At 56.8% G+C, this 21,419-nt stretch carries 18 protein-coding genes and 1 other annotated feature; of the genes, 13 read left to right on the top strand and 5 right to left on the bottom strand.

The window, feature by feature from the left end:
* The first annotated feature begins 69 nt into the window (after positions 1–69).
* Both sltY and trpR read left to right on the top strand, forming a co-directional pair.
* Positions 70–1,989 (top strand): murein transglycosylase, encoded by a 1,920-nt coding sequence (gene sltY / locus ACL2XO_RS22685; RefSeq protein ID WP_413743101.1) that lies wholly within the window; start codon positions 70–72, stop codon positions 1,987–1,989.
* A 55-nt stretch (positions 1,990–2,044) separates the two neighbouring features.
* Positions 2,045–2,374 carry a trp operon repressor gene (gene trpR / locus ACL2XO_RS22680; protein ID WP_132925860.1) on the top strand — a complete coding sequence of 110 codons (330 nt, stop codon included), beginning with the start codon at positions 2,045–2,047 and terminating at the stop codon, positions 2,372–2,374.
* Between the two features lie 75 nt (positions 2,375–2,449).
* Here the strand turns inward: trpR and yjjX are convergent, their stop codons facing one another.
* Positions 2,450–2,986 (bottom strand): inosine/xanthosine triphosphatase, encoded by a 537-nt coding sequence (yjjX, locus tag ACL2XO_RS22675; protein ID WP_132925862.1) that lies wholly within the window; start codon positions 2,984–2,986, stop codon positions 2,450–2,452.
* Positions 2,987–3,036: 50 nt separating this feature from the next.
* Here yjjX and gpmB point away from each other — a divergent pair, with 50 nt between their 5' ends.
* Positions 3,037–3,684, top strand: a complete 648-nt coding sequence (gene gpmB, locus ACL2XO_RS22670) for a 2,3-diphosphoglycerate-dependent phosphoglycerate mutase GpmB (protein ID WP_132925864.1) — start codon at positions 3,037–3,039, stop codon at positions 3,682–3,684.
* On the opposite strand, the gene robA is transcribed toward gpmB, so the two are convergent.
* Positions 3,681–4,550: an MDR efflux pump AcrAB transcriptional activator RobA gene (robA, locus tag ACL2XO_RS22665; protein ID WP_132925866.1), complete on the bottom strand. Its 870-nt coding sequence runs from the start codon at positions 4,548–4,550 to the stop codon at positions 3,681–3,683. The genes gpmB and robA overlap by 4 nt on opposite strands.
* A gap of 382 nt (positions 4,551–4,932) precedes the next feature.
* Here robA and creA point away from each other — a divergent pair, with 382 nt between their 5' ends.
* Positions 4,933–5,415 carry a protein CreA gene (gene creA / locus ACL2XO_RS22660; protein WP_132925868.1) on the top strand — a complete coding sequence of 161 codons (483 nt, stop codon included), beginning with the start codon at positions 4,933–4,935 and terminating at the stop codon, positions 5,413–5,415.
* Between the two features lie 64 nt (positions 5,416–5,479).
* On the opposite strand, the gene arcA is transcribed toward creA, so the two are convergent.
* Complete coding sequence (gene arcA / locus ACL2XO_RS22655; protein ID WP_132925870.1) at positions 5,480–6,196, bottom strand: two-component system response regulator ArcA; 717 nt, start codon at positions 6,194–6,196, stop codon at positions 5,480–5,482.
* 949 nt (positions 6,197–7,145) lie between these two features.
* Here arcA and thrL point away from each other — a divergent pair.
* The 4 genes from thrL to thrC all read left to right on the top strand — a co-directional run bounded on the left by thrL (position 7,146) and on the right by thrC (position 11,979).
* On the top strand, positions 7,146–7,214 hold the full coding sequence (gene thrL / locus ACL2XO_RS22650; RefSeq protein WP_132928007.1) for a thr operon leader peptide: 69 nt from the start codon (positions 7,146–7,148) through the stop codon (positions 7,212–7,214).
* Positions 7,153–7,269, top strand: a sequence feature (Thr leader region). It overlaps the preceding gene by 62 nt.
* Positions 7,270–7,295: 26 nt before the next feature.
* Positions 7,296–9,755, top strand: coding sequence for a bifunctional aspartate kinase/homoserine dehydrogenase I (gene thrA, locus ACL2XO_RS22645; protein ID WP_413741569.1), 2,460 nt, complete (start codon positions 7,296–7,298; stop codon positions 9,753–9,755).
* 1 nt (position 9,756) lies between these two features.
* A complete protein-coding gene (gene thrB, locus ACL2XO_RS22640) occupies positions 9,757–10,686 on the top strand; it encodes a homoserine kinase (protein ID WP_413741568.1) in 930 nt (309 codons plus the stop codon).
* A 3-nt stretch (positions 10,687–10,689) separates the two neighbouring features.
* Positions 10,690–11,979: a threonine synthase gene (thrC, locus tag ACL2XO_RS22635; protein ID WP_413741567.1), complete on the top strand. Its 1,290-nt coding sequence runs from the start codon at positions 10,690–10,692 to the stop codon at positions 11,977–11,979.
* A gap of 265 nt (positions 11,980–12,244) precedes the next feature.
* Here thrC and yaaA read toward each other — a convergent pair whose 3' ends face one another.
* Both yaaA and ACL2XO_RS22625 read right to left on the bottom strand, forming a co-directional pair.
* Positions 12,245–13,030, bottom strand: coding sequence for a peroxide stress protein YaaA (yaaA, locus tag ACL2XO_RS22630; RefSeq protein WP_413741566.1), 786 nt, complete (start codon positions 13,028–13,030; stop codon positions 12,245–12,247).
* Positions 13,031–13,054: 24 nt separating this feature from the next.
* A complete protein-coding gene (locus tag ACL2XO_RS22625) occupies positions 13,055–14,491 on the bottom strand; it encodes an alanine/glycine:cation symporter family protein (protein WP_413743100.1) in 1,437 nt (478 codons plus the stop codon).
* Positions 14,492–14,634: 143 nt separating this feature from the next.
* Here ACL2XO_RS22625 and tal point away from each other — a divergent pair, with 143 nt between their 5' ends.
* From tal to dnaJ, 5 genes are all read left to right on the top strand, one after another.
* Entirely contained in the window at positions 14,635–15,588 is a 954-nt protein-coding gene (gene tal, locus ACL2XO_RS22620; protein ID WP_132925880.1) for a transaldolase, read from the top strand.
* Between the two features lie 109 nt (positions 15,589–15,697).
* On the top strand, positions 15,698–16,285 hold the full coding sequence (gene mog, locus ACL2XO_RS22615; RefSeq protein ID WP_132925882.1) for a molybdopterin adenylyltransferase: 588 nt from the start codon (positions 15,698–15,700) through the stop codon (positions 16,283–16,285).
* Between the two features lie 163 nt (positions 16,286–16,448).
* Positions 16,449–17,759, top strand: a complete 1,311-nt coding sequence (locus tag ACL2XO_RS22610) for an MFS transporter (RefSeq protein WP_132925884.1) — start codon at positions 16,449–16,451, stop codon at positions 17,757–17,759.
* Between the two features lie 344 nt (positions 17,760–18,103).
* Positions 18,104–20,020, top strand: a complete 1,917-nt coding sequence (dnaK, locus tag ACL2XO_RS22605) for a molecular chaperone DnaK (RefSeq protein WP_132925886.1) — start codon at positions 18,104–18,106, stop codon at positions 20,018–20,020.
* Positions 20,021–20,129: 109 nt separating this feature from the next.
* On the top strand, positions 20,130–21,251 hold the full coding sequence (dnaJ, locus tag ACL2XO_RS22600; RefSeq protein ID WP_413741565.1) for a molecular chaperone DnaJ: 1,122 nt from the start codon (positions 20,130–20,132) through the stop codon (positions 21,249–21,251).
* Positions 21,252–21,419: the final 168 nt, after the last annotated feature.

The raw sequence follows: 21,419 nt of genomic DNA, 5'->3' as shown, positions 1-21,419 counted from the left end.
CGGAGCCCGGCGCCCGGCGTCAGGGCAAAAATGAAGGCTTTTTTTGAGGAAAGAGAGGAAATGGTCAAGGTGGACAGATGGCGATACTTTAGCGCGGTAGTATGCCTGGTGGCGGTATCCGGCTTAGCGCGGGCGGATTCAATCGACGCGCAGCGTCAGCGCTATCTTCAGATTAAACAGGCTTGGGACGGTAATCAGATGGATGTGGTGTCGCAGCTGATGCCGACCCTGCATGATTATCCCCTTTATCCCTATCTGCAATACCGGGCGCTGACGCAGGATTTATCCCAGGCGGACATGGGTGAGATCAAATCCTTTATCGATGCCAATCCCACCTTGCCGCCGGCCCGTTCCCTGGCCCCTCGTTTCGTTAATGAGCTGGCCCGTCGCCAGGACTGGCAAAGCCTGTTGGCGTTCAGTCCGCAGCCGCCCAGACCTATGGCCGCGCGATGCAATTATTATTATGCCAAATGGGCCACCGGCGATTTCCAGACGGCCTGGGACGGCGCCAAAGCGCTGTGGCTCAACGGCCATTCGCTGCCGGACAGCTGCAACAAGCTGTTCGGCGTCTGGGATCAAGCCGGCCAGCGCGGCCCGCTGGCGACGCTTGAGCGTATGCGGCTGGCCATGCAAGAGGGCAACACCGGCCTGGTGAATTACCTGTCCAAGCAGCTGCCTATTGAATATCAGACCATGGGCGCGGCGCTGGCGGCGTTGCAGGATAATCCCGCCACTCTGGAAGGGTTCGCCCGCAGCGTGGGTCCCACCGATCTTACCCGTCAGGCCACCCTCATTACCTTTGCCCGTTTGGCCCGGGACGATGTGGAAAACGCCCGCTCCATGCTGTCGACTCTGGTCCGCCTGCAAAAAATGAGTCCCGAGGAGCAGTTGGAGATGGAGGAGGCCGTCGCCTGGCGGCTGATGGGCAGCGATGCCACGCCGGAACAGGCCAAATGGCGGGATGATGTCATACTGCGCGGTCATTCCACGGCATTGCTGGAACGCCGTATCCGCATGTCGCTGGGGCAGGGGGACCAGCAAGGCGTGTCGGCCTGGTTGGGTCGATTGCCGGATGACGCCGGCCAGAAGGATGAATGGCGTTACTGGCGGGCGTCGATATTGCTCGATAAGGGCCGCCGGAGCGAGGGTGAATCCATCCTGCGGGCCTTGATGCAGGAACGTGGCTTCTATCCCATGGTGGCGGCGCAGAAGCTCGGGGTGAATTATGCGATTAACGTTGCCCCGGCGGTTGCACCGGATCCCGCGCTGCTGCAGCGGCCGGAAATTGCCCGGGTGCGGGAGCTGATGTATTGGAATATGGACAACCTGGCCAGGAACGAATGGGGCGGCCTGGTGGCCAGCCTGAGCCCGGCGCAGCAGGAGGGGCTGGCACGCTACGCCCTTTTGCAGCAGTGGCCGGACATGAGCGTACAGGCCACTATTGTGGGCAAACTCTGGGATCATCTTGAGGAGCGCTTCCCCCTGGCCTGGAGCAATGAATTCCGCCAGTCCACGGAGGACAAAGGCATCAGCCAGAGCTACGCGATGGCCATTGCTCGCCAGGAGAGCGCCTGGAACCCAAAGGCCCAGTCGCCGGTGGGCGCGGCCGGGCTGATGCAGCTGATGCCCGTCACCGCTAAGCATACCGCCCAGATGTTCAATATCGGCAGTTACACCAACCCAAGCCAGCTGCTGGATCCGCAAACCAATATCAATTTGGGCACTACCTATCTGGAGTATGTGTATCAGATGTTCGGCCGCAACCGTATTCTGTCCAGTGCCGCTTACAATGCCGGTCCGGGGCGGGTAACCACTTGGCTGGACAATAGCGCCGGGCGTATCGACGCCGTGGCGTTCGTTGAAAGCATCCCCTTTTCGGAAACCCGCGGTTATGTGAAAAATGTGTTGGCGTACGACGTTTTTTACCGTTATTTCCTGCGGCAGCCGGCTAAGGTGCTGACCGATGCCGAGTGGGAGCGGCGCTACTGAATCCTTTAAAAATAGGATAGACTGCTGTACTCGTTAATGGGTATGGCGGTCCGATATGATCCAAACATCACATTCCGATTCAGCCGGCCAGGAAAAGCAGGATCCTGACTGGCAGCATTTCGCCGCGTTGCTGGGGCAGGCGTTTGCCGATGGGGTGCATGTACCGTTATTACAGCTCATGCTAACCGCGGACGAACGGGAAGCGATAGGTATGCGCATTCGAATCGTCCGGGCGCTTTTGGCGGGGGAGAAGAGCCAGCGGGAGCTGAAAAACGAACTGGGCACTGGTATTGCCACCATCACCCGCGGTTCCAACAGCCTCAAAGCGGCGTCGCCTGAATTGATAGGCTGGCTGAAACGGCATTTGCTTGAATTACCGGAATAGCTTCCGGCCTCAATGAACCGGAACAGGGCCGGACCGGAACATCGGCGTTCTGCGGGCATAAACAGTGCCGGGGCGCTATTCCGGATGGTGGCCGCGGATTTGGTAAATATCGTTGTGAAACGGAACCAGCGCAAGTATCAGCGCCTGATGATAGACGCTGCTGCGGGTCAGTTTCCCGGCGGTAAACACGCCGATCGCGCCGCCTTGACGTTTTATATCCTTTATTCCGGTTAATCTCGCCATTTCCTGCCCCAATTCTCGCCCCTCGGTGATTCCCTGTAATATACTTTCTGGTAATATTAAACTGGCAGAGCGCGATTCGCCCCGCAAATGCGTATTTTCGATCACCATCCAGGCAAAGGTCATATTATCTTCAATACCAGCCTCAACGCCGACCCAGAAATCAGCCTCGGGACAAACCTGGCGCGCGGCCATTACCCGATTGCGCGCGCCGCTGCGCGTTTCGATATTGCCCATCGGCTGGGAAGGCACGCCGCTATCGACATCTATCCCCTCCACCCGGCAGCTTTCAAGCCCGTAGGTGTCGTTGAAGGCCTGGGCAATGGCATCGATTTTAGCCGGATTGGTCGTTGCAGCTACAACATGAAACATATCGTTTTTATTACTCCAGTCATTTTCACGCAGTATAACGGAAAAACACCATGTTACAGGTCTATCTTGTTCGCCATGGCGAAACAGAGTGGAATGCCTTGCGCCGAATTCAGGGGCAGTCCGACAGTACATTAACCGCCAATGGCGAACGTCAGGCACGGCAAGTTGCTGAGCGCGCTAAGTTATTAGGAATCACTCATATTATCAGCAGCGACCTTGGCCGTACACGCCATACCGCCGAAATTATCGCCCGGGCATGCAATTGCGATGTTTTGCTGGATCCCCGCCTGCGGGAGCTGGACATGGGCGTACTGGAAATGCGCGATATCGATACCTTGACCGCGGAAGAAGAGAGCTGGCGCAAACAGCTGGTGGACGGCACGCCGGACGGTCGTATTCCCCAGGGAGAGTCGATGACCGAGCTGTCGCTGCGGATGCAGGCGGTACTGGACGGTTGCCGCGATTTACCGCCGGGCAGCCTGCCTTTGCTGGTGAGTCACGGCATGGCGCTGGGCTGTCTTATCAGTACCGTACTGGGGTTGCCCCCCTACGCGGAGCGCCGGCTGCGGCTGCGTAACTGCTCGCTCTCGCGCATGGATTACCAGCAGAGCCCGTGGCTTGCTCCCGGCTGGGTGGTGGAAACCGCGGGCGATGTCTCGCATCTGGACAGGCCCGCGCTGGATGAGGTTCAGCGTTAGCGCCGGACCGGGATCAGATATTCGCACCGTATGGAGAGGGGCCGTGGCGCATCCGGCGCGCGTTCTTGCGGATAGAACCGCTCTATGTCATGACCTTTGCGCCGGGTCATCCTCAGCGTCGGCAGGCAGGTGCCGTATAAGGCCAGGATAAAGCTTTGCAAACCGTCCGCCGGTCCTTCATAAATGAACTGGGCATAGTCGCCGCCCTCCAGGTCGATAGGTTGCCCGCTCAGTATGTTTTCCGGCACGTCCTGCGGCTCGATGGCGGTAGTGTAAAGGACCTCCTGTTCATCATCCTTTTCATGGCTGGGACGGGAGTGATGCAAACCATACAGTATCGGCGGGATGCATTTCGCCTCCCCCAGATATTGCCGCCAGAAGTGGATACGCAGCTCGCTGCGAAAGGAGCTGATTTGCTCCAGGGTACAGGAGTAGCTTTGGGTCATTCCCACCAAATGCATCGGCGGCAAGACAATGAACTCCGGCGTGGGCATCTCATACTTCTCCAGCCGGATCGGGGGGCGAATGCCGCTGGAATCCCACTCTTCCGAGCGGCGATACAATGCCGGCGTCTGAATAAACTGTTTTTTGAACGCCCGGGTAAAGGTTTGTTGCGAATCGAAGCGATATTGCAGAGCAATATCCAGGATAGGCCGGCTGGTAAGGCGTAACGCCACCGCCGCTTTGGATAGCCTGCGGGCTCTGATGTACGCACCGATTGCATGACCTGTTACTTCTTTAAACATCCGCTGCAAATGCCATTTGGAATAACCTGCTTTCGCGGCGACATTGTCCAGGGACAACGGCTGGTCCAAATGGCCCTCCAACCAGCTTAACAGATCACGTATTATACCGGCTTGATCCATAGATCATCCTCAAAAAGCGTTTATACCCTTCATCTTCAAAGCCGCAGCTGTGCTGGCTGCACTCGCTCACCCCAGTCGCTTAGCCACCTAAGCTCCTGGGGATGATGAACCTCTTATCTGAGGTTCACCCTTGCGGGCCGGCGCAAGCGCTGTTCAAATCTGTTCGAACAGATTTGTCACGATTTCGCCGCCTTGCTGCAACTCGGCATAAATAGGGTTTAGGGCGAGAAAATTAAAAAGTTGACGCATGATACCAATTTTTTTGCACATAGATCGTCAAAGATTTATTAGCTTATTATTCTGAGCCATGTTAGCAGTACAGTGACAACGTCAAAAAAGCCTGCCACAGGGCAGCATCAACCAGATAAAGAAGCCTAATCCCATGAAAAAATTGTTGTTATCGGCATTATTCCTCAGCCTGCTGGGTTCAAGCGTCGCCCGTTCCGAAGAAGTCGGTTCGGTGGACACGGTATTCAAACTCTTCGGTCCGGACCATAAGATTGTGGTGGAAGCGTTTGACGATCCCGACGTCAAAAATGTTACCTGTTATCTCAGCCGCGCTAAAACGGGCGGTATCAAGGGCGGTCTGGGCCTGGCCGAGGATACGTCCGATGCGGCGATTTCCTGCCAGCAGGTCGGACCGATTACCCTGACGGATGAAATCAAGAACGGTAAGGAATCGGGTAGCGTGGTCTTTCAAAAGCGTACGTCGCTGATATTCAAGCGGTTGCAGGTGGTTCGTTTTTATGATGCAAAACGTAATGCGCTGGTCTACCTGTCATATTCTGACCGGGTGGTTGACGGGTCGCCGAAAAACGCCCTGAGCGCGGTGCCGATTATCCCATGGTCCACACAGCATCCTTAAGGCAAAGCCGTCGTAACACCGGCGGCGGTCGCCCGCGTCCGGTATTAGGACGGGAACGCCAAGGCTATTCTTCCAGATCGCCGCAAAAACGATAGCCTTCGCCATGAATGGTGGCGATGATTTCCGGCGTATCGGGGGTGGATTCGAAATGTTTGCGAATGCGTCTGATGGTGACATCGACGGTGCGATCGTGGGCTTTGAGTTCGCGGCCGGTCATCTTTTTCAACAGTTCGGCGCGGGACTGGATTTTGCCCGGATTTTCGCAGAAGTGCAGCATGGCGCGAAATTCGCTACGGGGGAGTTTATAGTGATCGCCGTTGGGGCTTAACAATGAACGGCTATTGATATCAAGTTCCCATCCGTTGAATTTATAGCTTTCCACCAGCTTGCGCTCTTCGCCGCCGCTGCCAAGGTTCATGGTGCGCGACAACAGATTACGTGCGCGGATGGTGAGTTCCCGCGGATTGAACGGCTTGGTAATATAATCGTCGGCGCCGATTTCCAAACCGAGAATTTTATCCACTTCATTATCGCGTCCGGTTAAAAACATCAGCGCGACACTCGCATGCTCCCGTAATTCCCGGGCCAGCAGTAAACCATTTTTACCCGGCAGGTTGATATCCATGATGACCAGATTGATGTCGTTTTCCGACAGAACCTGATGCATCTCTGCACCGTCGGTGGCTTCATGAACCATATAGCCCTCGGCTTCGAAAATGCTTTTGAGGGTATTGCGGGTGACTGACTCATCTTCAACAATAAGAATGTGCGGGGTCTGCATGTTTGCTACCTAAATTACCAACAAATTGAAAGAGGAAGTACAAAAGCCGCGGTCATCTTCATCATGGCCAGGAGAATAACGCCAAACCCCCCGTGCGATGAGGCTAAAGTACATAAACGTGCTCCAGGTGATTAACTTTGGATAAACCTTGGCACCGCTAACCTGATTCTGGGCCGCTTTTCTCAAGCTCAAATGCCCTATAGCTTACCCTTATTAACAACACTATAACAGTGCTAACCGAATTTAACACTCAAGAAAATTTCATTTTGCTGACATATATCAAATTACCGACAAACATTAAATGCATTAAGGGGAATTCCTTTATATACCAGCATATTCGATAACTTTCCTCAGGGGAATATCCTCGATTCAGCTGAGTGTCTCAAGCCTTATGCCCTAGGCAATGAAATCTAAAATGGACTCAAAATAACTGGCTGAAAAATAAGGACATGTGATAATTTTTTCTTATATACGGCCATTACCTGCCTGTGAAGGACGAGTCAGCCATTTTGCCGTTATGCTCCGGTCCATGCCATTGTTAATATCCTGTGACTGCCGTCCCGGCTCATTTCAGCGCGCTGCCGCCAGGTAAAATAGCGTCCCCGCCTCAATGTTCTTGCCATGCTCAGGCGGGCGACATCTTACCGCGCCGGGATTGGTTTTATCGCGCGACGGGCCGGGCACGTTTTCGCCTGTCCCGAATTCTTTGCCGCAGGCTACGGAAAATCATGCGTAGCCTATGATGCCGATTCGCGCCATGTTTGTGGTGTATAAAACTGTATCAAATGATGTTATTAACTATTTTACCGGCTAATTAATCAAAATGGCGGGTAAAAATAAGGTGGGTGATGCTGTGCAATAAAGCAGCAAACACAAAAATAAAATTGACTTTATAGCCTGATTGCTTTAACCAATAGGGCATAGAAAAATACTATAGATTGTTCCATACATGCGTACTATCAGCCCGAGCACCATTATTATTACCACCACCGATACCACAGGTAGCGGTGCGGGCTGACGCATACAGGATAAACAGAAAAAGCCCGCACCTTGACAGTGCGGGCTTTTTTTTAAGCTTCAATTCAGGAGAAAAAAACAAATGCGAGTACTGAAATTCGGTGGTACCTCGGTGGCCAACGCTGAGCGGTTCAGCCGGGTGGCCGATATCATTGAAAGCAATGCAGGGCAGGGACAGGTCGCCACGGTGCTTTCCGCACCCGCCAAAATCACCAACCATCTGGTTTCGATGATCGAAAAGACGCTCGCCGGCATGGATATCCAGCCCACCATGCATGATGCCGAACAGATCTTCGCCGACCTGCTGCTGGGTTTGTCCCAGACGCAGCGAGGGCTCGACTACATCGCTTTACGGATATTGGTGGAGCAGGAATTCGCCCAAATCAAACAGTTGCTGCACGGCATCAGCCTGCTCAAGCAGTGCCCCGACAGCATCAACGCCGCCATCATTTGCCGCGGTGAAAAGCTGTCCATCGCCATTATGGAGGCGGTGTTTATCGCCCGCGGTTTTGCCGTGACGGTCATCAATCCGGTGGAGAAGCTGCTGGCGCAGGGCGGATTCCTGGAATCCACCGTAGACATCGTGGAATCTACCCGGCGTATCAATGATGCCGCTATCCCGCCGGATCATATTATTCTGATGGCCGGTTTTACCGCCGGCAACGAGAAAGGGGAACTGGTGGTGCTGGGGCGTAACGGCTCCGACTATTCCGCCGCGGTATTGGCCGCCTGTCTGCGCGCCGATTGCTGTGAAATATGGACCGACGTGGACGGGGTTTATACCTGCGATCCGCGCCAGGTGCCGGATGCGCGCCTGCTGAAATCCATGTCCTATCAGGAGGCGATGGAGCTCTCCTACTTCGGCGCCAAGGTGCTGCATCCCCGCACCATTGCCCCCATCGCCCGCTTCCAGATTCCCTGTCTGATAAAAAATACCGAAAACCCGCAGGCGCCGGGAACGTTGATCGGCCGTACCGATCCGGACCTGTCCAATCCGGTGAAGGGAATTACGCACCTTAATAATATGGCGATGATTAACGTATCCGGTCCGGGCATGAAAGGGATGATCGGCATGGCCGCGCGGGTTTTCGCCGCCATGTCCCGCGCCGGCAGTTCGGTGGTGTTGATAACCCAGTCCTCGTCGGAATACAGCATCAGCTTCTGCGTGCCGCAAAATGAATTAAACGCCGCCCGCAAGGCCCTGGAAGATGAGTTCTACCTGGAGCTTAAGGACGGCCTGCTGGAACCGCTGGATATTATGAACAAACTGGCGATCATTTCGGTCATTGGCGACGGGATGCGCACTCAGCGCGGGCTGTCCGCCAAGCTGTTCGCGGCGCTGGCGCGGGCCAATATCAATATCATCGCCATCGCCCAGGGCTCATCCGAACGGTCGATCTCGGTGGTGGTGGATAATGATCTTACCACCACCGGGGTGCGTGTCGCCCACCAGATGCTCTTCAATACCGATCAGGTTATCGAAGTGTTCGTCATCGGTTCGGGCGGGGTTGCCGGCGCATTGCTGGAGCAAATCCGCCGCCAGCACCAATGGCTTAAAGAGAAGCATATCGATCTGCGGGTGTGCGGTATCGCCAATTCAAAGGCGCTGCTCACCAATGTCCACGGCATCGCGCTGGATAGCTGGCAGGAGGAGCTGGCGCAGGCCCGGGAGCCTTTTAATCTGGGACGGCTTATCCGCCTGGTGAAAGAGTATCATCTGCTTAATCCGGTTATCGTTGACTGCACCAGCAGCGCGGCGATTGCCGATCAATACGCCGATTTTCTGGCCGACGGTTTTCATGTGGTGACCCCCAATAAAAAGGCCAACACCTCATCCATGCAGTATTACCGGCAAATGCGCGGGGCGGCGGCGGGATCGCGCCGTAAATTCCTTTACGATACCAACGTCGGCGCCGGTTTGCCGGTGATCGAGAATTTACAGAATCTGCTGAATGCCGGCGATGAATTGACGCGGTTTTCCGGTATCCTTTCCGGATCCCTGTCCTATATTTTCGGCAAACTGGATGAAGGACTGTCGCTGTCGGCTGCGACGCTGGCGGCGAAAGAACTGGGGTTTACCGAGCCCGATCCGCGGGATGACTTGTCAGGTACGGATGTTGCGCGTAAGTTACTGATCCTTGCCCGTGAGGCCGGCCATCAGCTGGAACTGGCGGATGTGGAGGTGGAGCCCGTGTTGCCGGAAGGGTTTGACGACGGCGGCGAAGTGGAGACGTTTATGGCCAGGCTGCCGGAGATTGACGATGCCTTCGGCGCCAAAGTGGCGGCGGCCCGTGATGAGGGCAAGGTGTTGCGTTATGTCGCCAGTATCGACGATGGCCGATGCCGGGTGAGAATCGCCGCGGTGGACGGTAATAATCCGTTATACAAAGTGAAGGATGGTGAAAACGCACTGGCCTTTTACACCCGTTATTATCAACCGTTGCCGCTGGTATTGCGCGGTTACGGCGCCGGCAACGAAGTAACGGCCGCCGGTGTCTTTGCGGATCTTTTGCGTACGCTGTCATGGAAGCTGGGAGTTTAAAATGGTTAAGGTGTATGCGCCGGCATCAATAGGTAATGTCAGTGTCGGCTTCGATGTGCTGGGGGCGGCGGTTTCGCCGGTGGACGGTACGCTGCTGGGGGATTGTGTGACGGTGGAAGCCGCGGCGCAGTTCAGCCTGACCAATCAAGGTCGCTTTGCCGGCAAGCTGCCGGCGGATCCGCAGCAGAACATCGTTTATCAATGCTGGCAGCGATTTTGCCAGGCGGTGGGTAAAACCGTTCCGGTAGCCATGATGCTGGAAAAAAACATGCCTATCGGCTCCGGCCTGGGCTCCAGCGCCTGTTCAGTGGTGGCGGCGCTGGTAGCGATGAACGCCTACTGCGATTATCCCCTGGACGAAAACCATATGCTGACGCTGATGGGAGAAATGGAAGGGCGCATTTCCGGCAGCATCCATTACGATAATGTGGCGCCCTGTTTTCTCGGCGGCATCCAGCTGATGCTGGAAGAGAACAGTATCATCAGCCAGCAGATTCCCGGTTTCAGCGAATGGCTGTGGGTCATGGCCTACCCGGGCATCAAGGTCTCCACCGCCGAGGCGCGGGCGATATTGCCGGCGCAGTATCGCCGCCAGGACTGTATCAGCCACGGCCGTTTCCTGGCGGGGTTTATTCACGCCAGCCATACCCAGCAGCCCGCCCTGGCGGCCAAGCTGATGAAGGACGTCATCGCCGAGCCGTACCGTACCCGTCTGCTGCCGGGATTTATCGAGGCGCGCCATGCGGCGACCCAGATAGGCGCGCTGGCCTGCGGCATCTCCGGATCCGGTCCGACGATGTTCGCGGTGTGCGATCGGGAGGATACCGCGCAGCGTCTGGCGGATTGGCTGGCGCAGCACTACCTGCAAAACGACGAAGGATTTGTTCATATCTGTCGCCTGGATACCACCGGCGCGCGAGTGATGGGATAACGCATGAAACTGTATAATATTAAAGATCACAACGAGCAGGTCAGCTTCGCGCAGGCGATCAAGCAAGGGCTGGGGCGTCAACAGGGATTGTTTTTTCCGCGAGACCTGCCGGAGTTTACCCCGACGCAAATCGATGAGCTGCTTAAGCTCGATCTGGTGACCCGCAGCGCTCGCATCCTGTCGGCCTATATCGGCGATGAGTTGCCCCTGGAAGTCATACACAAGCGCGTGAACGCCGCTTTCGAATTCCCGGCGCCGGTGGTGAATATTTCGGCGGATATTGCCGCCCTGGAGCTGTTCCACGGGCCGACCCTGGCGTTCAAGGATTTCGGCGGCCGTTTTATGGCGCAGATGCTGACCGAGGTGGCCAAAGGCGAGCCGGTGACCATTCTCACCGCCACCTCAGGCGATACCGGCGCCGCGGTGGCGCACGCCTTTTACGGACTGGATAACGTGCGGGTGGTGATTCTTTATCCGAAGGGTAAAATCAGCCCGCTGCAGGAAAAGCTGTTTTGCACCCTCGGCGGCAATATCCACACCGTTGCCGTTGAAAGCGATTTCGATGCCTGTCAGGCGCTGGTGAAACAGGCGTTTGACGATGAGCCGTTAAAACGCGAGCTGGGCTTGAATTCGGCTAACTCCATTAATATCAGCCGTCTGCTGGCGCAGATTTGTTACTATTTTGAAGCGGTATCGCAGCTGCCGCAGGAAGCGCGCAATCAACTGGTGGTCTCGGTGCCCAGCGGCAACTTCGGCGATTTGACCGCCGGTTTGCTGGCTATGTCGCTGGGCCTGCCCGTTAAGCGTTTTATTGCAGCCACCAACGCCAATGATACCGTGCCGCGATTTTTGTCCGGCGGCCGGTGGTTGCCCAATCCTACCGTTACCACCCTGTCCAATGCGATGGATGTCAGCCAGCCGAACAACTGGCCGCGGGTGGAGGAGCTTTTCCGTCGCAAGAACTGGCGCCTGGACAGTTTGTCCTATGGCAGCGTGAGCGATGATATTACGCGGGAGACCATGCGTGAGCTGGCGGCGCTGGGCTATATTTCAGAACCCCATGCCGCTATTGCCTATCGGTTGCTGCGGGATCAACTGAAGCCCGGCGAGTTCGGTTTGTTCCTCGGCACCGCCCATCCGGCGAAATTCAAGGAGACGGTGGACGAGGTGCTGGGCAGTTCCTTGCCGTTGCCGAAGGCGCTGGCGCTGCGGGCTACGCTGCCGCTGCTGTCGCGGCAGCTGCCGGCGGATTTTGCGCAATTGCGCCGGCTGCTGATGGATTTGCCGGCGTAAAACGCCGGGAGTCCGGCATGTGGCGGGCCTGCACGATCGGCGCTGGCGGGCCTACCATGCCATGGGGCGCTCGGGCAGGCGGGAAAACCACGCCTGCTTCGACCCCATCGGCATGCTCTCCCTTTAACGCGATCGCTGCACGATCGGCGCTGGCGGGCCTACCATGCCATGGGGCGCTCGGGCAGGCGGGAAAACCACGCCTGCTTCGACCCCATCGGCATGCTCTCCCTTTAACAGGCTCGTTGCACGATCGGTGCCGGCGTGCCTACCGCTCTGCGGGGCGCTCCGGCCGTTTGAAGATAAATTCGGTTTCGCTGGATTGCGCGGCGTCATAAACATAGCCGCCGTCATGAAATTCGGTAAGCTGTTCCGGGCGCGATAGCCTGCCGGTAATGATAAAGCGGCTCATCATGCCGCGGGCCTTTTTGGCGTTGAAGCTGATGACTTTGTATTTGCCGTTTTTCTGATCGAGAAAGACCGGCTTGATGATGCGTCCCGCCAGTTTTTTCTCATTGACCGCTCTGAAGTACTCTTCCGATGCCAGGTTAATCAACACGTCGTCTTGTTGCTCCTCCAGCGCTTCCTGCAATGTGTCGGTCAGCGTATCCCCCCAGAACCGGTATAAATCGGCTCCCCGCGGATTGGCAAGTTTGATGCCCATTTCCAGCCGGTAGGGCTGCATCAGATCGAGCGGGCGTAATATGCCGTACAGCCCGGACAGAATGCGCAGATGAGTCTGGGCGAAATCAAAATCCTCTTCGTCGAAGGTGTCGGCCCGCAAGCCGTTATAAACATCGCCTTTAAACGCCAGAATCGCCTGGCGGGCGTTGTCGGGGGTGAACTCCTCCTGCCATGACTGGAAGCGCGCCACATTAAGACTGGCCAGTTTATCGCTGATGCCCATAAGCGCGGACAACTGCGCCGGCGTTAGCTTCCGGCATATCGCCATGAGCTGTTTTGAGCTTTCCAGCAGCGCCGGCCGGCTGTAGCGCCGGGTAGCCGGCGGGCTTTGGTAATCCAGCGTTTTGGCTGGAGAGATAACGATAAGCATATTTTTCCGGTCCTGTGTCTCTTCTCATTTAGGCGCTGCCGGCCGGTCCCAGATTCCCGGTGACAGCTGGTCGGCGATAGCGGGGAAATTAGCGGCGTAGAAGGTCGGTAATTTACCGATATTGCGCTGGCTATTGTAATCACGCGCCAGCATTAACGCGATACGCGACAGCAGCAGCAGCGCGATGAGATTGGTGAGGGTCATCAACCCCATCGCCATATCCGCCAGCCGCCACAATACCGGCATGTCGGCCAGGCAGCCGAACATCACCATCGTAAGCGTCAGCAAGCGAAACAGCCATATCAGCCCTCGGGGGCAGCGGCGGAAGAATCGCAGGCTGCTTTCCGCATAGGCGTAGTTGCCGATGATGGAGGTGAAAGCGAATATAAAAATAATGATCACCATGAACCAGGTGCTCCATGCGCCGCCCACGGAGGCGATGGATTGCTGGATCAAGGCGAAGCCCGGCTGCGGGGGCGTGGCCTGATCCAACGCCCCGGACGTGAGGATGATGGCGGCGGTGGCGCTGCATATCACGATGGTGTCGATAAACACCGCCAGCATTTGTATATAGCCCTGGGAGGCTGGATGCGGCGGCCAGGGGGTGGCGGCGGCGGCGATATTGGGCGCCGAACCCATGCCGGCCTCGTTGGAGAACAATCCCCGCTGCACCCCCAGGAAAATCGCCTGGGATATCCCGTAGCCGGCTACCCCTGCGGCGGCCTGGCGCAGTCCGAACGCGCTGCTGAACACCAGTTCGGCCACGTCGGCCAGCCTGCCTATATTATGGGCCGCCGTCCAACCCGCCAGGATAACGTAGAGCAGCGCCATGGCCGGTACTATCCATTGCGACAGGCGGGCAATGATCCGCACCCCGCCGAAGATGGCCAGGGCGGTCAGCGCCACCAGCCCCAGGCCGATCTGGTAGGATTTATAACCGAACGCGCCCTGCAGCGATTGGGCAATCGCCCCGGCCTGTACCGAGTTGAATATGCCGCCGTAGCCCACCAGCAGGAAGCAGGAAAACAATATGCCCATCCAGCGCAGGCCCAGGCCTTTCTCCATGTACCAGGCCGGACCGCCGCGAAAATTGCCCTGCGCGTCGCGTACTTTATAGAGCTGCGCCAGCGTGCTTTCCACAAAGGCGGTGGCCATGCCGATAAACGCCGCCAGCCACATCCAGACGATGGCGCCCGGCCCGCCCACCACCAGCGCCAGGACCACGCCGGTGAGATTGCCGCAGCCGATACGCGCCGCCAGGGTGGTGCACAAGGCTTGAAAGGGCGAGATGCCGGCGCGGTCGGCCTGGTTCGATCCTTTCAGGATGGAGAAGATATGTAAAAAGTGGCGAAACTGGATAAAACCGGAGCGCAGCGTAAACCAAAGCCCGGTGCCTATCAGCAGATATATCAGGACGGAATTCCAGATAAGATCATTGATGAAATTAAATAGCTCGGCCATTTCCGCCTCTTCTTCCATGATAAACGGCGGCGGCGGATAATCCACCGGTGTGAGCCTTGCGCCGGTCCCCACGCGTGGTATTATCGGAAAAGGCCGTGCAACGCCACCTTATAAGCACACCCTTCACCATGAGACATCTCAACATGACAGATAAATTAAGTGCCCTACGCAAAATGACCTCCGTTGTCGCCGATACGGGTGATATCACCGCCATTAAACTGTACCAGCCACAGGATGCGACCACCAACCCCTCATTGATTCTTAATGCGGCGCAGATTCCTGAATATCGCCGATACATCGATCAGGCCGTCACCTGGGCCCGCGACCAAAGCAGCGATCCGGCCGAGCAGGTTAAATACGCCACCGACAAGCTGGCGGTGAATATCGGCGTCGAAATTCTGAAGCTGGTCCCCGGCCGCGTTTCCACCGAAGTGGATGCCCGTCTTTCTTATGACACCGAAGCCAGCGTCGCCAAAGCCAAACGGCTCATCAAGCTTTATAACGATGCCGGTATCGGCAACGATCGCATCCTGATTAAACTGGCCTCTACCTGGCAGGGCATCCGTGCGGCGGAACAGTTGGAAAAAGCCGGCATCAATTGTAATCTGACGCTGCTGTTTTCCTTCGCCCAGGCCCGCGCCTGCGCCGAAGCGGGCGCTTTTCTGATTTCGCCGTTCGTCGGCCGCATTCTTGACTGGCACAAAGCCAACGGCAGCCAGAAAGAGTTCAGCCCCCAGCAGGATCCCGGCGTAGTGTCGGTTACCGAGATTTACCGCTACTACAAAGAGCATGGCTATGAAACCGTGGTCATGGGCGCCAGTTTCCGTAACATCGGCGAAATCATCGAACTGGCCGGCTGCGACCGCCTGACCATCGCGCCGCCGCTGCTCAAAGAGCTGGCGGAAAGCGAAGGCCCGCTGGAACGTAAACTATCCTATACAGGAAATATCAAGGCGCGTCCCGCAAAAATGACCGAAGCCGAGTTCCTGTGGGAGCATAACCTCGATCCGATGGCGGTGGATAAGCTGGCTGACGGCATTCGCAAGTTTGCCGTCGATCAGGAAAAGCTGGAAAAGATGATCAAAGAATTGCTGTAACGCGCGACAACAGCAAATATGGCCCGCGTTGCGGGCCGTTTTTTTAGCGGCTGGCCTTTAATGGGCAACTTGATATCATAAGCGGAATATTCGCTGCAGGATGATATCCATGAATACATGTCGCATAGGGCTGGTTTCCATCTCCGATCGCGCCGCCAAAGGTGTCTATCAGGATCAGGGTATCCCCGCGCTGGCCGCCTGGCTCACCGGGGCGCTGGTTACGCCGTTCAAACTGGAAACCCGTCTGGTGCCCGATGAGCAGCTGTTGATTGAGCAAACCCTTTGTGAACTGGTGGATGAAATGGGTTGTCATCTGGTGCTGACCACCGGCGGCACAGGTCCGGCCCGCCGCGATGTGACCCCCGATGCGACGCTGGCGGTGGCGGATCGTGAAATGCCCGGCTTCGGCGAGCAGATGCGGCAAATCAGCCTGCATTTTGTACCCACCGCCATTTTATCCCGGCAGACCGCCGTGATTCGTAAACAGGCCCTGATCCTTAATTTGCCGGGCCAGCCCCGCTCGATAAAAGAAACCCTGGAAGGGGTTAAGGATGAACAGGGCAAGGTGCTGGTGACCGGCATTTTCGCCAGCGTGCCCTATTGTATCCAGCTGTTGGAGGGGCCGTATCTGGACACCGACCCGGCCGTCGTATCCTCCTTCCGTCCCCGAAGCGCCCGCCGCCCCGCCGACAGCTGATGGGAAACGTGCCGGGGGCATGTAAGTCCTGCCTTCCTCTCTTTACTACTTATTACCTCCCCGGCCCGCTCACGGCGGTGAAAAGGGTTTCCAGCCAGTAAAAATATCTTTACAATAAGGTTTGTATTTTTTTCTTATTTTATCTGGCGTTAAGTGAAAAATTATGAATGGCGATCCTCAGCGTCGTTTGAATCCGCAAGATTATAAAACCCTCTCTCTGGCCGCCCTGGGGGGCGCTCTGGAGTTTTATGATTTTATCATTTTTGTGTTTTTCGCCGGCGTTATGGGCAAGCTGTTTTTCCCGGCCGATCTGCCGGAATGGCTCAGGCAAATGCAAACCTTCGGTATTTTTGCCGCCGGCTACCTGGCCAGGCCCCTGGGGGGCATCGTTATGGCGCATTTCGGCGATAGGGTCGGGCGCAAAAAGATGTTCAGCCTGTCGATACTGCTGATGGCGCTGCCTACCCTGCTGATGGGTCTGCTGCCTACCTATGCCGCGCTGGGCGTTGCCGCGCCGCTGCTGCTGTTACTGCTGCGGATCCTGCAGGGAGCGGCCATTGGCGGGGAAGTGCCCGGCGCGTGGGTTTTCGTGGCCGAACATGTGCCGCGGCGGCGTATCGGTTTCGCCTGCGGCACCTTGACCGCCGGACTTACCGTCGGCATATTGCTCGGCTCGTTTGTCGCCACCCTGATCAACGCCTTGATTTCTGGGCAGGACATCGTCCGGTGGGGCTGGCGCATTCCCTTTTTCCTCGGCGGCGTTTTCGGACTGGCGGCCATGTACCTGCGGCGCTGGCTGCGGGAAACACCGGTGTTTCTGGAGATGCAGGCCCGGCAAATGCTGGCGAAGGAACTGCCGCTGAAATCGGTCATCGTCAACCACCAAAAGGCGGTGATCCTTTCCATGCTGCTGACCTGGCTGTTGTCCGCCGGCATTGTGGTGGTGATCCTGATGGCACCCCTGTGGCTGCAACAGCAGGCAGGGGTGCCGGCGGCCCTGGCGCTGGAAGCCAATTGCCTGGCCACCATTGCCCTGGCGGCGGGGTGCGTGGTCACCGGCGCGGTCATCGATACCCTGGGCGCGGGTAAGACCTTTACGTACGGCTGCCTTATGCTGGCCGTTTTCAGCTGGCTGTTCTACCACGCCGGCGGCGGCCACCCGCTGCAGCTATTTGTCGCCTATGGGCTGGCGGGTTTCAGCGTCGGCGTGGTGGGCGGGGTGCCTTACGTCATGGTGCATGTTTTTCCCGCCGCGGTGCGTTTCAGCGGTATTTCGTTCTCCTATAATATTGCTTACGCCGTGTTCGGCGGCCTAACGCCGATATTCGTCACACTGCTGATGAAAATCACTCCCATGGCCCCCGCCTGGTATGTGTTGGGTCTGGCATTGATGGGGGTAGCCCTCGGGATATTCCTGCCGGCGGATCTGCGCCGCATATTGCCGTTGGGCGACAGGATCAATTCCGCCGCCTGATCAGGCGGTGATGTCCGCTGGGGCCGGACGCGGTTTTTTCGCGCCGGCTCTCGCTTTTATCTCGTTCGGGCCTGAATTTTTATCGTACGGCATAAAATCCATATCTTTCATAATGATATAGCTATTTGACTGTTTTCAATAGCAATACGGCGGGGCTAAGGGACGGGAAAAACAGCTTTTTTTTCCCCTTACCCCTTGATGCACGGCGTAGCGGCCCCATCTTATCTGCAACCAACGTTGTTAAACCTGCAAACAAATAGCAGTCGGTAACTTGAAAACAGCTTAACCGGCCACATATCAGGTTTACGACCACAACGAATATGACTTTTAGTGGAGATGTTTAGATGGGTAAAATTATTGGTATCGACTTGGGTACGACCAACTCTTGTATCGCAATCATTGAAGGCTCCAAACCTCGGGTGCTGGAAAACAGCGAAGGCGATCGTACTACCCCTTCCATTATTGCTTACACGCAGGACGGTGAAATTCTGGTTGGCCAACCAGCTAAACGTCAGTCCGTCACTAATCCCAAGAACACGCTGTTCGCCATCAAACGTTTGATCGGACGCCGTTACGAAGACGAAGAAGTACAGCGTGACAAAAACATCATGCCGTACAGCATTATCGCATCCGATAACGGAGATGCCTGGCTGGACGTGAAAGGCCAGAAAATGGCCCCGCCGCAGATCTCCGCCGAAATCCTGAAAAAAATGAAAAAAACCGCGGAAGATTACCTGGGTGAACCGGTTACCGAAGCGGTTATCACCGTGCCGGCGTATTTCAACGATACCCAGCGCCAGGCCACCAAGGATGCGGGACGTATTGCCGGTCTTGATGTTAAACGCATCATTAACGAACCCACCGCCGCGGCGCTGGCCTACGGTCTGGATAAAGAAGTCGGCAACCGCACCATCGCGGTGTATGACCTGGGCGGCGGTACGTTCGATATCTCGATTATCGAAATCGACGATGTGGATGGCGAAAAGACCTTTGAAGTCCTGTCCACCAATGGCGACACTCATTTGGGTGGCGAAGACTTCGACAGCCGCCTGATTAATTATCTGGTTGATGAATTCAAGAAAGACCAGGGCATCGATCTGCGCAACGATCCGCTGGCGATGCAGCGTCTGAAAGAGTCCGCGGAAAAGGCCAAGATCGAGCTCTCTTCCGCTCAGCAGACCGACGTGAACCTGCCGTACATTACGGCGGATGCCACCGGTCCGAAACACATGAACATCAAGGTCACCCGCGCCAAGCTGGAATCCCTGGTGGAAGACCTGGTTAAACGCACCATGGATCCGCTGAAGATGGCCCTGAAGGATGCCGGGCTGTCGGTGAGCGATATCAAGGACGTTATTCTGGTGGGCGGCCAGACCCGTATGCCGCTGGTGCAGAAGACCGTTACCGATTTCTTCGGCAAAGAACCGCGTAAAGACGTCAACCCCGATGAAGCGGTGGCTATCGGCGCCGCGGTGCAGGGCGGCGTATTGGCCGGTGATGTGAAAGACGTGCTGCTGCTGGACGTAACGCCTTTGTCCCTGGGTATCGAAACCATGGGCGGCGTGATGACGGCGCTTATCGCCAAAAACACGACCATCCCCACCAAGCATAGCCAGGTGTTCTCCACTGCGGAAGACAACCAGTCCGCCGTGACCATCCATGTGCTGCAGGGTGAACGTAAACGCGCCGCCGATAACAAGTCCCTGGGACAGTTCAATCTGGACGGTATTTCTCCGGCCATGCGCGGCATGCCGCAAATTGAAGTGACCTTTGATATCGATGCCGACGGTATCCTGCATGTGTCCGCCAAGGACAAGAACAGCGGCCGCGAACAGAAGATCACCATCAAGGCCTCTTCCGGTCTGAACGAGGAAGAAATCCAGAAGATGGTGCGTGAAGCCGAAGCCAACGCGGAATCCGACCGTAAGTTCGAAGAACTGGTCCAGACCCGCAACCAGGCCGATCACCTGCTGCACAGCACCCGCAAGCAAATGGAAGAAGCTGGCGATAAACTGCCGGCGGATGACAAGACCGCTATCGAGACCGCGCTGAACGGTCTGGATACCGCGCTGAAAGGCGAAGACAAAGCGGAAATCGAAGCCAAGATGCAGGCGCTGATCCAGGTCTCCGGCAAACTGCTGGAAGTGGCGCAGCAGCAGGCGCAGGCCGGGGCAGGCGCAACGGATGCCGGCGCCGATGGGGCCAAGAAGGACGATGACGTGGTCGATGCCGAGTTTGAAGAAGTCAAAGATAAAAAATAATCGCCCTTGATGGGGCACAGCGGCGATAGCTGATATCGTGGCTGGCAACAGGCACGGGCGTAGGGGTAACCTTGCGCCCGTGCAAGCATGTCGAGGGCAGGAAGAGACAATGGCGAAGTCAGACTATTACGAGATTTTAGGCGTCCCCAGAGACGGGGATGAGCGTGAAATCAAAAAGGCCTATAAACGCCTGGCAATGAAATACCACCCGGATCGTAACCCCGGGAACGCGCAAGCCGAAGCAAAGTTCAAAGAAGTCAAAGAAGCGTATGAAATTCTGAATGACCCGCAAAAACGCGCGGCCTACGATCAGTACGGCCATGCCGCTTTTGAGCAGGGGGGCATGGGCGGCGGTGCCGGCGGAGCGGATTTCACCGATATCTTCGGCGATGTGTTCGGCGATATTTTCGGCGGTGGTCGCCGCCAACGCGCCAGCCGTGGTTCGGATCTCCGCTACAATATGGAGCTGACGCTGGAAGAGGCGGTGCGCGGCGTTACCAAGGAAATCCGTATCCCCGCCCTTGAAGAGTGCGACGTTTGCCATGGCAGCGGCGCCAAACCGGGCACTTCGCCCATAACCTGTCCTACCTGCCACGGCGCCGGACAGGTGCAGATGCGCCAGGGCTTTTTCGCGGTGCAGCAAGCCTGCCCCACCTGCCAGGGACGCGGCAAGGTAATCAAGGATCCTTGCCATAAATGCCACGGCCACGGTCGGGTAGAGAAAGCCAAAACACTGTCGGTCAAAATACCGGCCGGGGTGGATACCGGCGATCGGATCCGTTTGGCGGGGGAAGGTGAAGCAGGGGAGCAGGGGGCGCCGGCCGGAGATCTGTACGTTCAGGTTCAGGTCCGCCAGCATCCCATTTTCGAACGTGAAGACAATAACCTGTTTTGCGAAGTCCCCATCAATTTCGCCATGGCGGCGCTGGGCGGCGAAATCGAAGTGCCGACGCTCGACGGCCGGGTAAGCCTGAAAGTGCCGGCGGAAACGCAAACCGGCAAGTTGTTCAGAATGCGCGGCAAAGGGGTTAAATCGGTACGCGGCGGCGCTCAGGGGGACCTGCTGTGCCGGGTTGTAGTGGAAACCCCGGTGAAGCTTAATGAAAAGCAAAAACAGCTGCTGCGCGAGCTGGAGGAGAGTTTCGGCGGTGCCGGCGGTGCGCAAAACAGCCCGCGATCCAAGAGCTTTCTTGACGGCGTGAAGAAGTTTTTCGACGATTTGACGCGCTAAAAATCCTAAAGGGCCGTTCGCCTTCGCGGCCCCGGCGATAAATGTCTCCCCCGGCTATGCTGATGATAGTGTTCGGCAACGCTGTTGGGGAGGTTATCTATCCGCTACGGTGCGCCAGTAAGCTATCCCGGCTGGAGATAAAACCGCGTTTTGCGAAGCGGCTTGTAA

This window comes from Sodalis sp. RH15 (assembly GCF_047324255.1).
GTDB classification, from domain to species: domain Bacteria; phylum Pseudomonadota; class Gammaproteobacteria; order Enterobacterales; family Enterobacteriaceae; genus Acerihabitans; species Acerihabitans ligni.
This window is presented reverse-complemented; position numbering and strand designations above follow the sequence as displayed.